At 70.4% G+C, this 18,095-nt stretch carries 18 protein-coding genes; 6 read left to right on the top strand and 12 right to left on the bottom strand.

All coding sequences use genetic code 11. From position 1 onward, the window contains the following. Positions 1-607 precede the first annotated feature (607 nt). The 7 genes from tyrS to E1262_RS26255 form a co-directional block, all read right to left on the bottom strand. Positions 608-1,885: a tyrosine--tRNA ligase gene (tyrS, locus tag E1262_RS26285; protein ID WP_132107235.1), complete on the bottom strand. Its 1,278-nt coding sequence runs from the start codon at positions 1,883-1,885 to the stop codon at positions 608-610. A gap of 79 nt (positions 1,886-1,964) precedes the next feature. Then, positions 1,965-2,597, bottom strand: coding sequence for a DNA-3-methyladenine glycosylase (locus tag E1262_RS26280; protein WP_132107233.1), 633 nt, complete (start codon positions 2,595-2,597; stop codon positions 1,965-1,967). An 80-nt stretch (positions 2,598-2,677) separates the two neighbouring features. Then, positions 2,678-3,820 (bottom strand): mandelate racemase/muconate lactonizing enzyme family protein, encoded by a 1,143-nt coding sequence (locus E1262_RS26275; RefSeq protein ID WP_132107231.1) that lies wholly within the window; start codon positions 3,818-3,820, stop codon positions 2,678-2,680. Positions 3,821-3,852: 32 nt separating this feature from the next. Continuing rightward, positions 3,853-4,719 carry a carbohydrate ABC transporter permease gene (locus tag E1262_RS26270; RefSeq protein ID WP_132107229.1) on the bottom strand — a complete coding sequence of 289 codons (867 nt, stop codon included), beginning with the start codon at positions 4,717-4,719 and terminating at the stop codon, positions 3,853-3,855. Continuing rightward, positions 4,716-5,720, bottom strand: a complete 1,005-nt coding sequence (locus tag E1262_RS26265) for a carbohydrate ABC transporter permease (protein ID WP_132107227.1) — start codon at positions 5,718-5,720, stop codon at positions 4,716-4,718. Before E1262_RS26265 ends, E1262_RS26270 begins: the two co-directional genes overlap by 4 nt. Positions 5,721-5,737: 17 nt before the next feature. Next, positions 5,738-7,177, bottom strand: coding sequence for an ABC transporter substrate-binding protein (locus E1262_RS26260; protein WP_162606089.1), 1,440 nt, complete (start codon positions 7,175-7,177; stop codon positions 5,738-5,740). A gap of 17 nt (positions 7,178-7,194) precedes the next feature. Further along, a complete protein-coding gene (locus E1262_RS26255; protein ID WP_132107223.1) occupies positions 7,195-7,419 on the bottom strand; it encodes a hypothetical protein in 225 nt (74 codons plus the stop codon). A gap of 140 nt (positions 7,420-7,559) precedes the next feature. Here E1262_RS26255 and E1262_RS26250 point away from each other — a divergent pair, with 140 nt between their 5' ends. Beyond that, complete coding sequence (locus E1262_RS26250; RefSeq protein ID WP_132107220.1) at positions 7,560-8,630, top strand: LacI family DNA-binding transcriptional regulator; 1,071 nt, start codon at positions 7,560-7,562, stop codon at positions 8,628-8,630. A gap of 608 nt (positions 8,631-9,238) precedes the next feature. Here the strand turns inward: E1262_RS26250 and E1262_RS26245 are convergent. From E1262_RS26245 to E1262_RS26225, 5 genes are all read right to left on the bottom strand, one after another. Continuing rightward, positions 9,239-9,508 carry a DUF6510 family protein gene (locus E1262_RS26245; protein ID WP_132107218.1) on the bottom strand — a complete coding sequence of 90 codons (270 nt, stop codon included), beginning with the start codon at positions 9,506-9,508 and terminating at the stop codon, positions 9,239-9,241. Between the two features lie 2 nt (positions 9,509-9,510). Continuing rightward, on the bottom strand, positions 9,511-10,275 hold the full coding sequence (locus E1262_RS26240) for a ferredoxin reductase (RefSeq protein ID WP_132107216.1): 765 nt from the start codon (positions 10,273-10,275) through the stop codon (positions 9,511-9,513). Continuing rightward, on the bottom strand, positions 10,245-10,844 hold the full coding sequence (locus E1262_RS26235; protein WP_132107214.1) for a sulfite oxidase-like oxidoreductase: 600 nt from the start codon (positions 10,842-10,844) through the stop codon (positions 10,245-10,247). The genes E1262_RS26240 and E1262_RS26235 overlap by 31 nt, the downstream gene beginning before the upstream one ends. Positions 10,845-10,955: 111 nt before the next feature. Beyond that, positions 10,956-11,984: a DNA polymerase IV gene (locus E1262_RS26230; protein ID WP_132107212.1), complete on the bottom strand. Its 1,029-nt coding sequence runs from the start codon at positions 11,982-11,984 to the stop codon at positions 10,956-10,958. Positions 11,985-12,066: 82 nt separating this feature from the next. Continuing rightward, positions 12,067-12,927 (bottom strand): prolipoprotein diacylglyceryl transferase, encoded by an 861-nt coding sequence (locus E1262_RS26225; protein ID WP_132107210.1) that lies wholly within the window; start codon positions 12,925-12,927, stop codon positions 12,067-12,069. A gap of 108 nt (positions 12,928-13,035) precedes the next feature. Here E1262_RS26225 and E1262_RS26220 point away from each other — a divergent pair, with 108 nt between their 5' ends. From E1262_RS26220 to E1262_RS26200, 5 genes are all read left to right on the top strand, one after another. Continuing rightward, the gene (locus tag E1262_RS26220; RefSeq protein ID WP_132107208.1) at positions 13,036-13,419 is read left to right on the top strand and encodes a VOC family protein; all 384 of its coding nucleotides are present in this window, start codon (positions 13,036-13,038) and stop codon (positions 13,417-13,419) included. Between the two features lie 499 nt (positions 13,420-13,918). Next, on the top strand, positions 13,919-14,962 hold the full coding sequence (locus E1262_RS26215; protein WP_132107206.1) for a LacI family DNA-binding transcriptional regulator: 1,044 nt from the start codon (positions 13,919-13,921) through the stop codon (positions 14,960-14,962). Positions 14,963-14,990: 28 nt separating this feature from the next. Next, positions 14,991-16,295 (top strand): extracellular solute-binding protein, encoded by a 1,305-nt coding sequence (locus E1262_RS26210; RefSeq protein ID WP_132107204.1) that lies wholly within the window; start codon positions 14,991-14,993, stop codon positions 16,293-16,295. Positions 16,296-16,307: 12 nt separating this feature from the next. Beyond that, complete coding sequence (locus E1262_RS26205) at positions 16,308-17,264, top strand: carbohydrate ABC transporter permease (RefSeq protein WP_132107202.1); 957 nt, start codon at positions 16,308-16,310, stop codon at positions 17,262-17,264. Further along, positions 17,261-18,094 carry a carbohydrate ABC transporter permease gene (locus tag E1262_RS26200; RefSeq protein ID WP_132107200.1) on the top strand — a complete coding sequence of 278 codons (834 nt, stop codon included), beginning with the start codon at positions 17,261-17,263 and terminating at the stop codon, positions 18,092-18,094. Before E1262_RS26205 ends, E1262_RS26200 begins: the two co-directional genes overlap by 4 nt. Position 18,095: the final 1 nt, after the last annotated feature.

Here is an 18,095-nt window from a genome sequence, read left to right as displayed (position 1 = left end):
ATATTCCGACCACCCCACCCAAAAGGCAGGGCCATCAACCATCATCAGAAGAAACTCAACCCCAGCAACACAACAACCCCCGGTAAGAAGCTGTCGCGTCACCAAAGGAACCCCAAAACCAACCCCCAAAAAAGAGGATCAGCCCGAGGACACAAACAATTGGCATCAACCAAACATCATCAGGCACACTGTTGAGTTCTCAAAAATCGGACGCACCCACAAGCCACCCGCAAGGGCGTCAGCGTGGGACGCTTCGATCCGGTTGTGGATCTTCTTCGGTCAACGCCAGGCGGTTGGCCTGGCGGACGGCTCTGGAATCAGAGCCCCTGCCCGAAGCAGTTCCTTAAGCCTACTGCGTCTGGTTCGCCGAGACAAACCCGTTCGCAGCTCCCGCCACCCGCTCTGACCGGACCCAGACATGGGTCTGCTCAGCGAGCTGAGGTGGTGGTGACTCTGCAGGCCGGCCGCCGTTTCCGGCGTCCCGCTCCCCGTGAGCCGAAGAGAAACCTACGGCCCCGGGGAGCGGGAGTCAAATCCTGGCCCAGCCAATCGCTGTGACGGCCGTCTCACCCACGTTTCCGCAGGTCAGAGCCCTACGGCGACGAGATCACGCGAGCTCGACGCCGCCCACGGTGCGCTTGCCCCGGCGCAGCACCAGGTACCGGCCGTGCAGAAGATCATCGCGGCCGGGCCGGTCCTCCGGTGAGAGGCCCGGATCGAGCCGGACATTGTTGACGTACGCCCCGCCGTCGGAGATGGCCCGGCGGGCCGCGGACCGGGAGTCGACGAGCCCCGACTGGACGAACAGGTCGACGTACGAGGGCAGCTCCTCGCCCGCCTCAACCGCCGGCGCGCCGGCTTCGTCGAGCGCGGCCTTGAGCGTGCCGGCGTCGAGCTCCTCGAGCGCGCCCATGCCGAACAGCGCCCGGGACGCCGCGATGACCTTCGCGGTCTCCTCCGGCCCGTGGACCAGGGATGTGACGTCGGAGGCCAGCGCGCGCTGCGCCGACCTGGCCGCCGGTTTCTCCGTCACCTCGCGCTCCAGCTCCGCGATCTCGTCGCGAGACCGGAAGCTGAACACCTTGAGGTAGCCGATGACGTCGCGGTCGTCGGCGTTCACCCAGAACTGGAAGAACGCGTACGGGCTGGTCATCTCGGCGTCGAGCCAGACGGTGCCGCTCTCGGTCTTGCCGAACTTGGTGCCGTCGGCCTTCGTGACGAGTGGCGTGGCCAGCGCGTGCACCGACTGCCGCTCGACCCGGTGGATGAGGTCGACGCCGCTGGTGAGGTTGCCCCACTGATCGCTGCCACCGGACTGCAGGACGCAGCCGTACCGGCGGTACAGCTCGAGGTAGTCCATGCCCTGCAGGATCTGATAGCTGAACTCGGTGAAGCTGATGCCCTGGTCGCTGTTGAGCCGGGCGCTCACCGTCTCTTTCGCCAGCATCTTGCCGAGCCGGAAGTGCTTGCCAACGTCGCGCAGGAAGTCGATGGCCGACAGCGGCGCCGTCCAGTCGAGGTTGTTCACCATGCGCGCCGGGTGGGGTCCGTCGAAGTCGAGCAGCGGCTCGATCTGCTTGCGGATACGCTCGACCCAGCCGGCGACGGTGTCGCGGTCGTTCAGCGCGCGCTCGCTGGTCATCTTGGGGTCGCCGATCAGCCCCGTCGCCCCGCCGACCAGCGCCAGCGGGTCGTTGCCGGCCTGCTGGAGGCGTCGCATCGTCAGGATCTGCACGAGGTTGCCGATGTGCAGACTCGGCGCCGTGGGGTCGAAGCCGCAGTAATAGGTGACCGGACCGGCTGCCAGAGCAGAGCGCAGCGCCTGCTCGTCAGTGGACAGCGCGATGAGTCCGCGCCAGTGCAGCTCGTCCAAAATGTCGGTCACGGTCGGTCCTCGGTCTCCTCGTGAAGGGATGTGAGCACGAACGTCCCCATGATCCCGCACGGCTCCCGCCCCGCGCGAATCACTTCCGGCGCTTGGGCACGTGCGGACGGTACGTGGACACCGTCGGCTCCCCGTCCAGCCAGAACCGCCACGGGAACGCGGCGCCGTCGCCACCGGCCCCGCTGACGCCGACGCGCGGCCCTGACCGGACCCGCGCCGGGTCGACGTCGTCGCCCGGCAGCAGCTGCGTCGGCGACCCGGGAGCACACAGGTCGACGCCGTTGTCGGCCCGGCCCAGGCCGAGCGCCGTCGTCAGGCGAGCCGGGCCGCGGGCGTACTCGCGCGGCGAGCGCGCAGACAGCCGCCGCGCGGCCGCCAGCGCAGACCCCTCGATCACCTCGCCGGCCCGCAGCAGCACCGCCGTCGCCGTCCCGTCGACGTCGCACACCACGTTCGCGCAGAAGTGCATGCCGTAGGTGAAGTAGACGTACAGGTGGCCGGCCGGCCCGAACATGATGTCGTTACGCGGAGTGCGGCCGCGGAACGCGTGCGAGCCGGGGTCGTCGGCGCCCTGGTACGCCTCGACCTCGGTCAGCCGCACCGCCACCGTCCCCTCGGCCGTCGTGTGCCGCAGCACGCTGCCGAGCAGGTCGGGGCCCACGTCGAGGCCCGGCCGGGCCAGGAACTCGCGGTCGATCGTCGCCGTCTCCACCGAAGCAGTATCAACGACGACGGCCTCTCATCGACGACGGTGTCCGGTCCCCGCCCGCGCGCCCCGCGCCGGCGACCGCCTCACTGGTCGATCACGGAGCCGTCCATGTGCAGCCGCGTCTGGATCTCCCACGGCCTCGGCGGCGCCGCCTCGACAGCACCCTCGCGCAGCGTCACGCCGATCCCCGGGACGTCCGGGATGGTGAGGAAGCCGGCGCCGTCGTAGCCGTAGGCAGGCTCGACGATGTCCTTCTTCGGGTACTCGTCCTCGCCCAGCGGGTACTCCTGCAGCACGAAGTTCGGCACACTGGCGGCGATCTGCAGGCAGGCCGCCGTCGACACCGGGCTCAGCGGGTTGTGCGGGATGACGCCGACGTGCCGGGCCTCGGCCAGCGCGGCGACCTTCTTGGCACCCGTGATGCCGCCGACCAGGCAGACATCGGGGCGGACATACTGGACCGCGTCGCGGCGCAGCAGCATGTCGAACTCCCAGATGCTGGTGAGCCGCTCACCCGTCGCGATCGGGATGTTGATCTTGTCTGCGACGTAGGCCATCTCGTCGACGTTGTCGGGCAGGACCGGGTCCTCGATGAACATCGGGTGGAACTGCTCGATGCCCAGGGCGATCTGCACGGCCTCGGCCGGGGTGAGCCGGCGGTGGATCTCGATGCACAGGTCGACGGAGTCGCCGACGGCCTCACGGTACTGCCGGACGGCGTCGACGGCGCCGCGGACCTTCTGCGCGTGCGTCTCGAAGTACGGCTCGGAGAACGGCTCGTCGAGGAACGGCGTCAGGTGCCCGACCGCGGTGAACCCGGCCTCCTTGGCGGCGATGACCCCGTCGACCAACTCCGACCGCGTGGAGCCGAAGACGTGCCGGTACGCCCGCGCCTTCGATCGGACCCGGCCGCCGAGCAGCTCGTACACCGGCGTCTCGTGGTGCTGGCCCTTGATGTCCCACAGCGCGATGTCGATGGCGCTCAACGCGCCCATGACCGCCGAGCCGCCGAAGTGGCTGGAGCGGTACATGTACTGCCAGTGGTGCTCGATGAGCAGCGGGTCCTTGCCGATGAGGTAGCGGCCGAACGCCTCGACCGCCCCCGCCGACGCCTCGAGGAACCCCCACGCACCGGACTCGCCGAGCCCGGTCAGGCCGGTGTCGGTCCGAACCTCGACCAGCAGGTAGCGGTCGAGCAGGAGGGGACGAACATCGGTCACGATCACGGTGTCTTCTCCACTGTGTCTCTCGAACGGGGTCAGTCCTTCACCGAGCCGGATGTGAGTCCTTCGGTGAGGAAGCGCTGGGCCAGCGAGAACGCCACGACCACCGGGATGGTGATCACTACGCACCCGGCCATGAGCACCGTCGTCGGTGTCCCGACGTTCGCCTCCAGCTGGTTGATGCCCAGGGCGACGGTCCACGAGTCGCGGTCCTCGACCAGGAAGAGCAGCGCGAACAGGAACTCGTCCCACGCCGACATGAACACGTAGATGCCGACGGTGGCGATGGCCGGCGCCGACAGCGGGACGACGACGTGGCGGATCACGCCGATCCGGGAGGCGCCGTCGATGCGGGCGGCCTCCTCGATGTCGACGGGGACGCTGCTGAAGTAGTTGCGCAGCATGTACAGCGCCAGCGGCAGCGTGTACGCGAAGTAGATGATGATCACCGCGGTGAACGACGGCCGCATGCCCAGGCGCGTGAACATGACGAACAGCGGCACGGCGAACACCAGGGGCGGGAACAGGTACACCAGCACGATGGCGGCGTTGATGAACGACGCGCCCCGGTAGCGCAGCCGCGTGGCGGCGTACGCGGCCAGGATGCCGAACGACAGCGACAGGACGACGGTGACGCCGGCGATGTAGGCGCTGTTTCCGATGAAGCCGGCGAACCCGAAGCCGCCGTCGTCGCGGCTGGACAGGATGCGCGTGTAGCCGTCGAGGTCGATTTCGGACGGCCGCGGCAGCAGCCGGCCCGGCTCGTTGAGCAGCGACGACACCGGCCGGAACGACAGCCCGAGCATGACCAGCAGCGGGAACGCCGTGATGGCGACGAAGAACGCGATGCTGGCCCAGCGGGCGATGCGGAAGAACCGTTCCTCGAACGCGTGCCGGCTCATGCCTGGTCCCTCCTCGCCTGCCAGCGGACGTACACCGTCAGGACGACGAGCATCACCGCGGCGAGGATCAGCGACAGCGCCGCCGCGGCGCCGGGATTGCTCCGCCCGATGAGCCACTCGTAGATCTCGATCGAGATGACCCGTGTACCGGCGCCGCCGCCGGTGAGCAGGTAGATGTTGGTGAAGTCGTTGAAGTTCCAGATGAACCGCAACAGGAACAGCACCGCCAGCACACCGCGCAGCGCCGGGAACGTGACGTACCGGAACTGCTGGCTGATGGTGGCGCCGTCGATGGTCGCCGCCTCGTACAGGTGACGCGGGATCGCCTGCAGCCGGGCGTACACGAAGATGAACGCGAACGGGAAGTACCGCCACGCCTCGAACGCGATGACCGTGCTGAATGCCAGCGGCACGCTGCCCACCAGCGGCAGGTCGATGGTCTGCTGGCCGAAGAAGTCCACCCGCGACCAGCCGAACCAGTCCTGGCCCCAAGCGTTCACGATGCCGTACTGCGGCGACAGCATCGTGCGCCACACGAACGCCGCGGCCACGACCGGCAGCACGTACGGAACCAGCAGCAGCGCCTTCACCGCGCCCCGGCCGCGGAACGGCCGCCGCATCGCCAGCGCCGCCCACACGCCGAGCAGCAGCGACAGCACCGTCCCGGCCAGCGCGTAGACGACGGTGCGGCCGACCGTCGACCAGAACTCGCGCTGCCCCGTCACCAGCCGGAAGTTGTCGAACCCGAGTTCAGCCTGCAGGAACCCGAAGGGCGTGAAGTTGCGCAGCTCGATCAGCCGCAGGCTCTGCAGGCTGATCGTGACGTTCCACAGCAGCGGCAGCAGCACCAGGACGACGGTGGCGAGGATCGCCGGGAGCAGGAGCAGGTACGCGAAGCGCGCCTCCCGCCGGCGCGACGGGGATGCCGGCCGGCGGGCGTGGCGGGGCGGGGCGCCGCCGGGGTGGTCCGATCCCGGCGGCGCCTGCGTGGTGGTGGTCATCGGGTTCGCTGACGGGATCAGCCGGCGGACTCGATGAGCTCGAGCTCGTCGGACAGCTTCTGCTGGACGTCGGCGGCTGCCTCTTCGGGCGTCAGCACGCCGTTCTGGACCTCACCGACGGCGGCAGGGATGGTCGTGAGCTCGTACAGGACACCGACCAGCTCGCCGAACCCTTGCTGGATGCCCCACGCGTCGAAGTTCTGCGCACCGTCGACCAGGGCTGCGACTGTGTCCTCGCCGTAGTACTCCACCAGCGTGCCCTCGCGGTCGACGCCCATGTTCAGCTCTTGCCAGGCGTCGACGAACATCTCCGGCTCCTCGGGGGTGCCGGTGCGCATCGGGATCATGCCGTTGGGCACCTGGGCGAGCCACTCGGTGTAGCCGTCCCCGAGCAGGTACTTCACCAGCTCCTGCGCGTTCTCGGTGTCGGCGTCGACGGTGATGCCGAGGTTGCTGATGCGGCCGTACTGCGCGGTGTCGCCGTGGTAGCCCTCGATCTGCGACACCAGGCCGGTGTTGGCGGCGAGGTAGCCAGGTTCGGCGGTGCACTCCGGGCAGTTGGCCAGCTCGGCGTCCTCGAGCCCGGCGAGGCGGTGCAGCGTGAACGGGCCCTGCGGCATCATGGCGGCCTGCCCGGCCAGATAGACGGCGCGCTGGTCGACGCTGTTGAAGGTGCCGGCCGGCGAGTGGTTCTTCAGCAGCTCGTCGTAGAACTCGAACGTCTCGACGCACCGTTCGTCCTCGAGCGCGAGCCGGTCGTCCTCCCCGATGAGCTGGCAGCCGTTGCCCAGCGCGAAGTGCTCGAAGATCTGCTGGGTCACCTGATGGCCCGGGTCGTTGCCGAGCACGATGCCGTACCTGTCGTTCTCGGGGTCGTGCAGGGCCTGCGCCGCGGCCAGGATGTTCTCGAACGACGTCGGCGGCTCCAGGCCCGCGGCGTCGAACCAGTCCTTGCGGTAATGCATGATCAGCCCCCAGCCCGAGGTGGGGACGGCCGCGACCTCTCCGTCGACGGCGGCGAACTCCAGCCCCGCCTCGCGGAACGTGGCCGGGTCGAGCTCGTCGACGACCTCCTGCGCCGCCTCGCCGTCGAGCAACCCGTCGCCCAGCCACCGGCTGGTCATGACCATCGGGTGGTCGACGACGTCGGGCAGGGTGCCGGACGCGGCGTTCGTGATCATCTGCTGCGGGACGGCAGTCTCCTCGACCGTGACCAGATCGACCTCGATGCCGGTCTGCTCGGTGAACCGCTCGAGGTTCGCCTCCGTGCGGGCGACGCGGTTCGGCTCGGACTCGAGCGTCCAGAAGGTCAGCGGCTCGGACGACTCGCCGCCGGCGCCCCCGTCGGTGTCGTCGCCGCCACCGCACGCGGTGACGGCGAGCGTGGCAGCAGCCGCGGCCAACGCAAGGGCCAGGCGGCGCCGGGCCGGCCGGCGTCGGGTCGTGGAGAGCGGCATCGTCGGGTCTCCAATCATCAGGGTCGCGGCCGCGTGAGCGGCGCCGTAGGACAGGCCGCGACGTCGACGGCCGTCGCGACCGTGAGCCGGATGCAGTGGTCTGCGGTGGTCCGCAGTTCGTCGTCCGGGCCGTGCGCGGCCAACCCACCGGTGATGCGGGCCTGGTCGACGCCCAGCGGGCGGAGCGCCACGCCGGCCGCGCCCGACGGCGCCGTGGGCCCCGCTGGTCTCGAGTGCGTCATGGGCGCTCACTTTCGGAAACTGTTTTCCTGCACTTCACTATGCCGTATAGTGAACATTCGGAATAGGTTTTCTTTCGGCACGCTAGTGCGCCTCGCCAGGCTCGTCAAGCGCGGCACAATGAACGGATCGACGCGGCGGCATGATCCGCCGGGGTGGAAGGGGTGATCGAACGGTGTCGCAACGGGTGCCAACCGTCCGCGACGTCGCCGCACGGGCCGGCGTGTCGGTCGGCACGGTGTCGAAGGCGCTGAACAACCGTGGCCAGCTGCGCGATGAGACCCGGGCCCGGGTCGTCGCCGCGGCCCGCGAACTGGGGTTCCGGCCGAACACGTTGGCGCAGAGCCTGCAGTCCGGCCGCACCTACACCGTCGCCGTCATCACCACCGACCGGTTCGGCCGGTTCGGCAACCCGCTCATGCTCGGCGTCGAGGACGCTCTCGGCGCCGACCGCGTCTCCGTGTTCCTTTGCGACACCCGCGACGACCCCATCCGCGAGTACCACCACGCGCAGACCCTCGACGAGCGCCGCGTCGACGGCATCATCGTCGCCGGCCGCCGCAAGCAGACCCGGGCGCCTCTAGCGGTGGCGTCAGGGGTTCCGGTGGTCTACGTCATCGCGCGGTCCAGCGACCCGTCCGACTTCTGCGTCACCACCGACGACGTCGGCGGCGGCGTGCTCGCCGGGCGGCACCTGCTGGCTGCCGGACGTACCCGCATCGGCCACATCACCGGCCCCGAACGCTTCGCCGACCCCCGCGAGCGCGCCGCCGGCCTGCAGCAGGTGCTCGACGAGGCGGGCCTGTCGCTCGCCGGCGGGCAGGTCTTCTACGGCGAATGGAGCGAGGACTGGGGCCGGCGAGCCGCCGAGATGCTGCTGCACGCCGCCCCCGACACCGACGCGATCTTCTGCGGGTCCGACCAGCTCGCACGCGGCGTGGTCGAGACCCTGCGCGACCGGCGGCTCCGTGTGCCGGGGGACATCGCGGTGGTCGGGTTCGACAACTGGGAGCCGATGGCCGCGGGATGCCGCCCTCCGCTGACGACTGTCGACCCGAACCTGCGCGAGGTGGGCCGGGTCGCGGCGACGCGGCTGCTCGACATGATCGCCGGGACGCCGGTCGAGGGCGGAGTGGAGACGGTGCCGGCGTGGCTCATGCTCCGCGAGTCGACAGGGGTGCGGCTGACTGAGCCACCTCTCGGCTCGAACTGAACCTCGCCGGCCGGCGTTGGTGCTGTGGACGGCCGTGATCATCAACGATGGCTGACGTCACAAGGCGTCCTCCCGCTCTGCCACCCATCCATGCCTGGTGAAGTGGGAGAACGCCTGGGGACGTGAGGTGAGAGCCGTGTTCATGGGCGATCTGGTGTCCGCCAGAGCAGCAGTAGACCGCCCCTGAGCACGGTTCTCACCTGCCGACGGTCGCCCATGGCGCCCGCGCGGCAGCGGCCGCAACGACGGCCGACCGTGCGCCGGGGGTTGGCACCGCGGTGTGCTTGATCATGTGCTGTGGCGGCGCGTCAGGCGACCGCGAAGGGACATGATCACGACAGTCGGTGCGACTTGGCCACGCCCGTGCACATCGAGTGGTGCCCAAGCTCGCCCCGTCCCCCTGATAGCTGCCCGTTCTCAGGCCCGGGACGCGGCCCGTCCCCCGGACCAACGGATCGGGTCGGAGAGCCCCGAACGATCGCGTTCACGAGGAGATCTCGTGTCGCACCACGACGGCGATCGTGATGAGGCTTCGGTGATCCTCGTGATCCCCCAACCCTCCCGCGATCATCGACTTTTGCGGCTCACGGGAGGTCGGGGCGACCGCGTCAGGACGGCGGCAGCGGGACGCGCAGGCTCAGCGTCCCCTGGAGGTCGAGCCACGCCGCGTCGGGCGACCGGACCAGCCGGAGCATGACGTGCTCGCAGCCCGGGCAGCGGGCCACCCAGCCCGGCGCCTGGGCGTAGACGCGGAGGTCGGCGACCCGGCCGGTGTGGCCGCAGCTGACACAGCGGCCGCTGGCGGCGGTGACGTCGACGGCGAACAGCTCGGCGAGCGGGCCCGCCAGGGCGTTGCCGTCCTGGTAGTCCTGGGTCATGGTCAGCCTCCTGTCGGGCCGAAGCGCTCGGTGCGGATGCGACGCGGGTCGTGGCCCAAGCCGACCAGCGTGTTGGCCACCTTCTCGACGAACCCGGTCGGGCCGCAGACGTAGCAGGTGGGTTCGAACTGCGGCGGCCAGCCGTACTGCTCCAGGTCGGCGGCGCCGACGCGGCGAGGTGGGCGCGGGACACCCGTGGGTGCCGACCGCGTGTAAAGGGTGGCGACGTCCAGGCCGCCGTCGTCGCGGGCGACGCGGCGCAGCTCGGACGCGTAGAACTGGTCGGAGGGCGAGCGGACGGAGTGGATGAGCCGGAACGGCGCGCGGCTGCGTGCCTGCCGTCGCGCGCGGACCATCGCCATCAACGGGACGATGCCCGACCCGCCCGCCACCAGCAGGACCGGCCCCGTACGCGACGGGTGCCAGACGAACCAGCCGCCGACCGGTCCGCGCAACTCGAGGGGGTCGCCGACGGAGAACGTGTCGGTCAGGTACTCCGACACCTCGCCGTCCTTCACCCGCTGGACGGTCAGCTCGACGCGGTCACTGTCAGCCGGTGCGGCCAGCGAGTAGCTGCGCTGGGTGCTGTAGCCGTCCTCGTCGGTGAGCCGGACGTCGACGTGCTGGCCGGGCACATGGCCGGGCCAGCCGGGCACGTCCAGCTGAAGCGTCCGGGCGGTCGCGGTCTCGTGATGGACTCCGGCGAGTTTCGCGACGCGCCACTCGAGCCGGGCGCTCAATCGCCCGCGTAGCGCTGCTCGCGCCACGGGTCGCCGTAGTTGTTGTAGCCGACGCTCTCCCAGAAGCCCGGCTCGTCGAACTCCTGCAGCTGGATGCCGCGCACCCACTTCGCCGACTTCCAGAAGTACAGGTGCGGCACCAGCAGCCGCGCCGGTCCGCCGTGCTGTGGCGCCAGCTCGGAGCCCTCGAACTCGTAGACGACCCACGCCTTGCCGTCGAGCAGGTCCTCGAGCGGCAGGTTCGTCGTGTAGCCGCCGTAGCTGTGCACGAGGGCGTAGTCGGCCGTCGTCTCGACGTCCTCCATGAGCAGGTCGAGCGACACCCCGCGCCACGTGGTGCCCAGCTTGGACCACTTGGTGACGCAGTGGATGTCGACCGTCGGCTCCTCGGCCGGCAGCTCCAGCAGCTCGTCCCACGTCCACCGGTACTCCTGGCCGATCTCGCTGGAGATGGTGAACTGCCACCGGTCCAGCGGGATGTTCGGCGTCGGCCCGGCGGACAGCACCGGGAAGTCCTCGGTCAGGTACTGCCCCGGCGGCAGCTCGACGTCCTCGTCGCGCCGCTTCCTCCGGAACCCCGGAGACACGATCCCCATCGGTCCACCCCGTTTCCCCGCGTCGCGCCTGCAGGCGCGCCCCTCCCACCCTGGCGCACATAGTCCTCCCCCGAGGGCGCCGAGTCCAGAGCATTCGGGATGTCGGGTCGCTCAACCGCCGAACTCAGCGCGAACGCCCAGGAGCCGGACGGGCCGGCGGTCGGTGAACCGGCCGAGCGCCACCAGCGCGGCCGCGGCGAGCGCGTCTCCGTCGCTCGTCGGCTGGGTCAGCTTATGGCCGTGCGTGGAGGTGAAGAACGGGGCGTACCGCACCTTGACGACGACGCGGACGGCGGGCCGCTGCTCGGCGACGACCTCACGGGCCACCTCGTGCGCCAGCCGGACCACCTCACCTTCGACCTCGTCCCAGTTCTCGAGGTTCTGCTGGTACGTGAACTCCTTGCCGCGCGACCGGGCCAGCCAGGGCTCGCCGGTGACCCGCGCCGACGCGACGCCGCGGGCGACGCGCACCAGCCACGGCCCGATGGTGGGCCCGAACCGCGCGGCCACGGTGTCGGGCTGCGTGGTGGCGAGGTCGCGGACGGTGTGGATGTCCATCTCGGCGAGCTTCTTCGCCGTCTTCGCGCCGACGCCCCACAGTGCGTCGGTGGGGCGATCGCCGAGCACGTCGAACCAGTCGTCGTAGGTGAGCGTGGCGACGCCGGCCGGCTTGCCGAACCCGGTGGCCAGCTTGGCCTGCAGCTTGTTCTCGCCGATGCCGACGGTGCAGTCGAGCTCGGTGGCTTCGCGGACGCGCCGCTGGATGCGCCGGGCGGTGCCCTCGGGGTCGTCGTCGCCGGTCTCGCCGGCGTCGACGAAGGCCTCGTCCCAGCCGAGCACCTCGACGGTGCCGAACTCGCGCAGCGTCGTCATGACGTCTTCGGACACCGCCTCGTAGGCGGGCTTGTCGACCGGGAGGAAGACGGCCTCAGGGCAGCGGCGCGCGGCGGTGCGCATGGGCAGCCCGGAGTGGACGCCGAACGCGCGCGCCTCGTAGGAGGCGGTGGCGACGACACCCCGCTTGGTCGGGTCGCCGTCGCCGCCGACGACTACCGGCTTGCCGGCCAGCTCGGGACGGCGCAGAACCTCGACGGCAGCGATGAACTGGTCGAGGTCGACGTGCAGGACCCAGCGGGACACAGCGCCATTGTGTCCGGCCGCGCCGACAACCTGCGGGACGGCGGGCGGATCGGCTCCGCGGTCTCCGGCCCGGCCGGGCGGCTCAGCGGCCGGTGTCGGAGGTGGGATCGTCGGTCGCGGCCCGCCAGACGTCGCCCGGCGCCAGGCGCTCGGTGCCGGCCGGCGGCTCGTCCGGCCGCGGCTCGTCGGCCGGAGCCTCGCCCGCCGGAACCTCACTGGTCGGTGCGTCCCCGGCCGACGCGGTGTCGGTGTCCGGCTCGCCGTCGGCGGGACCGCTGTCCTTCGTGACGGCGGCACCATGGGCGTCGTATTCGACCTCGGGCGCGGTGTCGGCCGTGCCGGCGACCGGGAAGCGCGCGGCGTCGTCGGGGTGGTCGTCGTGGCGGGTGGGCGTGCCGCCGAGGAAGTCGCGGATGCGCTGGCCGTACGCCGCCGCCTTGGAGGGGTCGACGGGGAACGTGACGTCCTCGACGATGCGGGCCACGGTGTCGCGGACCTTCGTCGTGCCGGCGCTGGTGGCGGCGCCGCCGAGGATGGAGCTGACCTGGTCCTGCACCGACGTGATGGTGTCGTCGACGAACTCGCGGATGCCGGAGTCGTGGACCGGGCAGCGCGGCAGCGCCGACCTCACCGGGCGGATCAGCCGCTGCCGCCGTCGCCACGCGGGATCGTGCAGGTACGCCTGGCCGTCGACGACGTAACGGCAGACGAGGCCCTCGTCGGCCAGCGCGTCGAGGTCGTCGGCCATGGCGGTGGTGGGATGCTCGTCGAACCGCAGCGGCCACAGCCGCCCGTTGACCACGGCGGCGTTGTCGACCGCACGGCCGTCGTCGTCGAGGACGACGGGCAGGTAGGCCCAGGTGTAGGCGGCGGTCAGCGGCAGCCGGGCCACCCGCTCGTCCTGGACGTCGCCCGGCTGGATGGTCCTGGGACTGTGCGCCATGGTCGGCTCCTTCATCGGCTCACGTCGGCTGCTTCGAATCTACGTCAGCTTCGGCCGCCCGGAACGGGTCTACGCTCGCCGTAGGAGCACACTGAGGGGGCAGTCATCATGACCGGACGAGTCGTGCACTTCGAGATCCCCGCTGACGACCTGGAGCGGGCCCGTGCGTTCTACCGGGCGGCGTTCGGCTGGGAGCTGATGCCGATGCCGGAGGTCGATTACACCATCGTCTCGACGACGCCGTCGGACGAGAGTGGCAGGCCGAAGGAGCCGGGCGCGATCAACGGCGGCATGTTCACCCGCGACGCCGACCGGCCCGGGCCGATCGTGACGATCGACGTCGACGACGTGGACGCCGCGCTGGGCACGGTCGAGCAGCTCGGCGGTGCGGTCGTCCTGCCGAAGACCGACGTCATGGGGATGGGCTTCGCAGCCTACTTCCGCGACAGCGAGGGCAACGTCATGGGCCTCTGGCAGGCCACCGGCGGCTGACGGCCGTCGGCATAGGCGTTCTCCCGGTCCCCGGGCATGCATTCCTGGGGAAGCGGGAGCATGCCTGCTCAACGTGATCAACTCTTCGACCCGGTTCGTGGGCCTGGGTCGGCTCGGTGTGCCGCGTTGGCCGGGGTTCGTACCGTTGGCCGTCCCCCTGCTGATCATCCACGATCGCGTACATCACCAGGATTACCGGAGCCTCACCACGATTGCAGGCATGTTGAGGCTCCAGTAATCCTCGTGAAGCCCCCGGGCAGCAGGGGACGGCCCACGCCGCATCCCCGGCCAACGCTGCATCCTCGGCGAGCCGGACGCGACCGCCCACGGAACGGGCCGACACTTCAGGCCGGTGGGTCCGGGCGGGACGACCACGGCGCACCGTTCAAGGGCACGCCACGCCGCCGGGCCGGCGATCCGGACCACCTCTTGTGGCAGCGCCTAAACCGGTATAGGCTCTGACTCTAAACCGGTTTAGACCGCTCTGGAGGCGCCACCGATGCCCGCCGAACGTCCGACCATCGCCGACGTCGCGCAGCGGGCGGGCGTCAGCAAGGGCCTGGTGTCGTTCGCGCTGAACGGCAGGCCGGGCGTGTCGGCGCAGACCCGCGACCGCATCCTCGAGGCCGCCCGCGAGCTGGGCTGGCAGCCGAGCCTGCGTGCCCGGGCGCTCTCGGTGAACCGGGCGTTCGCGCTGGGCCTGGTCATCACCCGCGACCCCGAGATCGTCACCGGCGACCCGTTCTACCCGTCGTTCATCGCCGGGGTGGAGCGCGAACTCGCGCCGGCCGGGCAGGCGCTGGTGCTGAGCGTCGTCCCGGACGAGGACGCCGAGCTGGCCGCCTACCGCAAACTGGTCGCCGGCCGCAGGGTGGACGGCGTCTTCATCACCGACCTGCGCCACGACGACGCCCGCATCGAACTGGCCCGCGAGCTGAACGTCCCCGCCGTCACGCTCGGCCACCCGGAGACGCCGTCGCCGTTCCCCGCAGTGTCGATGGACGACCGCGCCGGCATCGAGGCCGCCGTCGACCACCTGGTCGGGCTCGGCCACCGGCGCATCGCGCACGTCGCCGGACCGGCCCGCATGCTCCACGGCAGCCGCCGCAGGCGCGCCTTCGAGGAGGCCATGACGCGTGCCGGCCTGCGCGCCGGCATGGTCGTCGAGACGGACTTCCGCGCCGCCGACGGCGTCCGCGCGACCCGCGACCTGCTCGCCCGCCCCGACTACCCGACGGCCATCGTCTACGCGAACGACCCGATGGCGATCGCCGGGCTCGGCGTGGCGCAGCGGGCCGGGCTGCGGGTGCCGGACGAGCTCTCGATCACCGGCTTCGACGGCAGCGACGTGGGTGAGCACATCTTCCCCGCGCTCAGCACCGTGGTCTCCGACGCGGTGAGCTGGGGCTCCGTCGCCGCGCGGGTGCTGCTGCGGTCCATCGCCGGCGAGCAGCCCGGCGACACCGACCTGCCGCCCGCGCGGTTCGTGCCCAGGGAGTCGACCACGCGAAGCCCCGAACCAACCCCCCGGGCGGACGTCTGACCGCCCGGACCCACAGAAGGAGACGACCGTGCAACGACGCACCCGAGTCATAGCCGGCGCCCTGACCGCGGCCGGCCTGCTCGCCGTCACGGCGTGTGGTGGCGACGACGACCCGTCCACCGGCGGAGGCGAAGGCGCCGACGGCGGCCGCGGCGATATCACCATCTGGTACTCGAACAACGAGGCCGAGGTCGCGTGGGGCGAGCAGATGGTCGAGGCCTGGAACGCCGAGCACCCCGACGAGCAGATCGAGGCCCAGGAGATCCCGGCCGGGGCCAGCAGCGAGGAGGTCATCGGCGCCGCCATCACCGCCGGCAACGCCCCCTGCCTCATCTTCAACACCGCGCCCGTCGCGGTGCCCGACTTCGAGCGGCAGGGCGGCCTGGTGTCGCTGTCCAGCTTCGACGACGGCGACAGCTACATCCAGGAGCGCAGTGGCGACGTCGCAGAGCAGTACCAGTCCGAGAACGGCGAGTACTTCCAGCTGCCCTGGAAGTCGAATCCGGTCATGATCTTCTACAACAAGGACATGTTCGCCGCGGCCGGACTCGACCCCGAGAACCCGCCGCTGAGCACGTACGACGAGTTTCTCGAGACCGCGCGCACGCTCGTGTCGTCCGGCGCGGCGCCGCAGGCCATCTGGCCGGCGCCGACCAGCGAGTTCTTCCAGAGCTGGTTCGACTTCTACCCGCTCTACGCGGCCGAGACCGGCGGCACCCCGCTCATCGAGGAGGGCGAGGCCACGTTCGCCGACGACGCCGGCACCGGCGTCGCGGAGTTCTGGAAGACGCTCTACGACGAGGGCCTGGCCAGCCGCGAGGCCTACCAGGGGGACTCGTTCGCCGACGGGCAGGCCGCGATGGCCATCGTCGGACCGTGGGCCATCGCCGTCTACGGCGAGAACGTCAACTGGGGCGCCGTCCCGGTCCCGACGTCCGCCGGCACACCGGCCGAGGAGACCTACACGTTCAGCGACGCCAAGAACATCGGCCTCTACACGTCCTGCGAGAACCAGGCCACGGCGTGGGACGTGCTGAAGTTCGCCACCAGCGAGGAGCAGGACGGCCTGCTGCTGGAGATGACCGGCCAGATGCCGATCCGGCAGGACCTCCCCGGCACCTACCCGGACTACTTCGCCGCCAACCCGGCCTATGAAGTGTTCGGCGACCAGGCCGGCCGCACCGTCGAGGTGCCCAACGTGAACAACTCGGTGGCCATCTGGCAGGCGTTCCGCGACGCGTGGTCGCAGTCGGTGATCTTCGGTGAGGGCGACCTCCAGGAGTCGCTGCAGGGTGCCGCCGACGAGATCGACGGCCTGGCGGGCCAGTCCTGACGGGCGACCGACATGACGGTCGTTCATGCCGAACCCCGGGCCGGGGACGCGGATCCGTCCCCGGCTCGGCGGGGGCGCTCGTCCCGCTGGAGCGGCATCCTCGGCCGGAATCCGTCCGGGCTGCTGTTCAGCGCTCCGTACCTGGCCTTCGTCGCGGTCGTGTTCGCGTTCCCGCTGGGCTTCGCGGTGTGGATCTCGTTCCACGACTACTTCTTCGCCGCTCCAGGCGCCGACGTCGACCGACCGTTCGTCGGGCTGGACAACTACACGAACGTCCTCTCCGACCCGGACGTGCGGCGCTCGTTCCTCAACATCGGCATCTTCCTGATCATCAACGTGCCGTTGACGGTCGTGCTGTCGCTCGTGCTGGCGACCCTGCTCAATCAGGTGGTCCGCGGGCGCGTGTTCCTGCGGGTCAGCTTCTACGTCCCGTACGTGACGGCGTCGGTGGCGATCGTCAGCGTGTGGCTGTTCCTGTTCAGCGGCGACGGGCTGGTCAACGAGGTGCTGGGGCCGCTGGCGCCGGATCCGCCGTGGCTGATCAACTCGTTCTGGGCGATGCCGTCGATCGCGTTCTTCGTCACCTGGAAGCAGCTGGGCTTCTACATCCTGCTGTACCTGGCGGCGCTGCAGAACGTGCCGCGGGAGCTGTACGAGGCCGCCGCGACCGACGGCGCGGGCCGGCTGCGGACGTTCTGGTCCGTGACCGTGCCAGCCGTGCGACCGGCGACGGTGCTGGTGGTGCTGCTGTCGACGATCATCGGCGCGAACCTGTTCACCGAGCCGTACCTGCTGACCGGCGGCGGCGGGCCGAACGGCGCGTCGGCGTCGCCCGTGCTGATCATGTACCAGCGGGGCATCGAGCAGGGCACGCCGGGCGTGGCCGCGGCGATCGGCGTCATCCTGGTCGTCCTCGTGCTGCTGGTCGCATGGCTGCAGCGCCGCTTCGTCGGGGGTGGTGAGTCGTGACCCGCCGTGTGTCGGTGCTGCGCTACGTCGTCCTGGGGATCGGGGCGCTGGCGTTCCTGTTCCCCTTCTACTACATGGTGATCGGCTCGCTGCAGCCCGAACCGGACCGGACACCGGCGGGCGCGTTCCCGGACCCGTCGAACCTGACGCTGGACAACTACGCCGCCATCGACGACCGCATCGACCTGTTCCAGGGGCTGGTGAACTCCGGCATCTTCACCGGCGGCGTGATCCTCGGGACGGTCGTGTTCGGTGTGCTGGCCGGGTACGCGCTGGCGGTGCTGCAATGGCGCGGCCGCGGCATGACGTTCGCGCTGGCCGTACTGGTGCAGGTGGTGCCGTTCCAGCTGCTGATGATCCCGCTGTACGTGCTGATCGCCCGCGACTACGGACTGGCCGACAGCTACCTCGGGATGATCCTGCCGTTCGCCATCAACTCCACCGCGGTCATCGTGTTCCGGCAGTACTTCCTGCAGCTCCCCCGCGAGCTGTTCGATGCGGCGGCCGTCGACGGGGCCGGCGATCTGCGCACACTGTGGAGCGTCGCGCTGCCGCTGGTCCGGCCAGTGCTGCTGACCGTCGTGCTGATCACGTTCATCGGGCCGTGGAACGAGTTCCTGTGGCCGTTCCTCATCACCAAGGAACAGTCGATGCAGCCCCTCGCGGTCTCGCTGGCCAACTACATCAGCAACGTCGCGGCGTCGGCGGCCAACCCGTTCGGCGCGATGCTGGCCGGCGCCGTCGTGCTGGCGGCACCCGCCGTCGTCCTGTTCCTCCTCTTCCAGCGCTACTTCACCTCCACGAACATCGGCTCCGGCGTGAAAGGCTAGG

The organism is Jiangella aurantiaca (genome assembly GCF_004349105.1).
Lineage (GTDB): Bacteria > Actinomycetota > Actinomycetes > Jiangellales > Jiangellaceae > Jiangella > Jiangella aurantiaca.
Note: the sequence above shows the minus strand (reverse complement) of the source record. Positions and strands in the feature narration are given on the sequence as shown.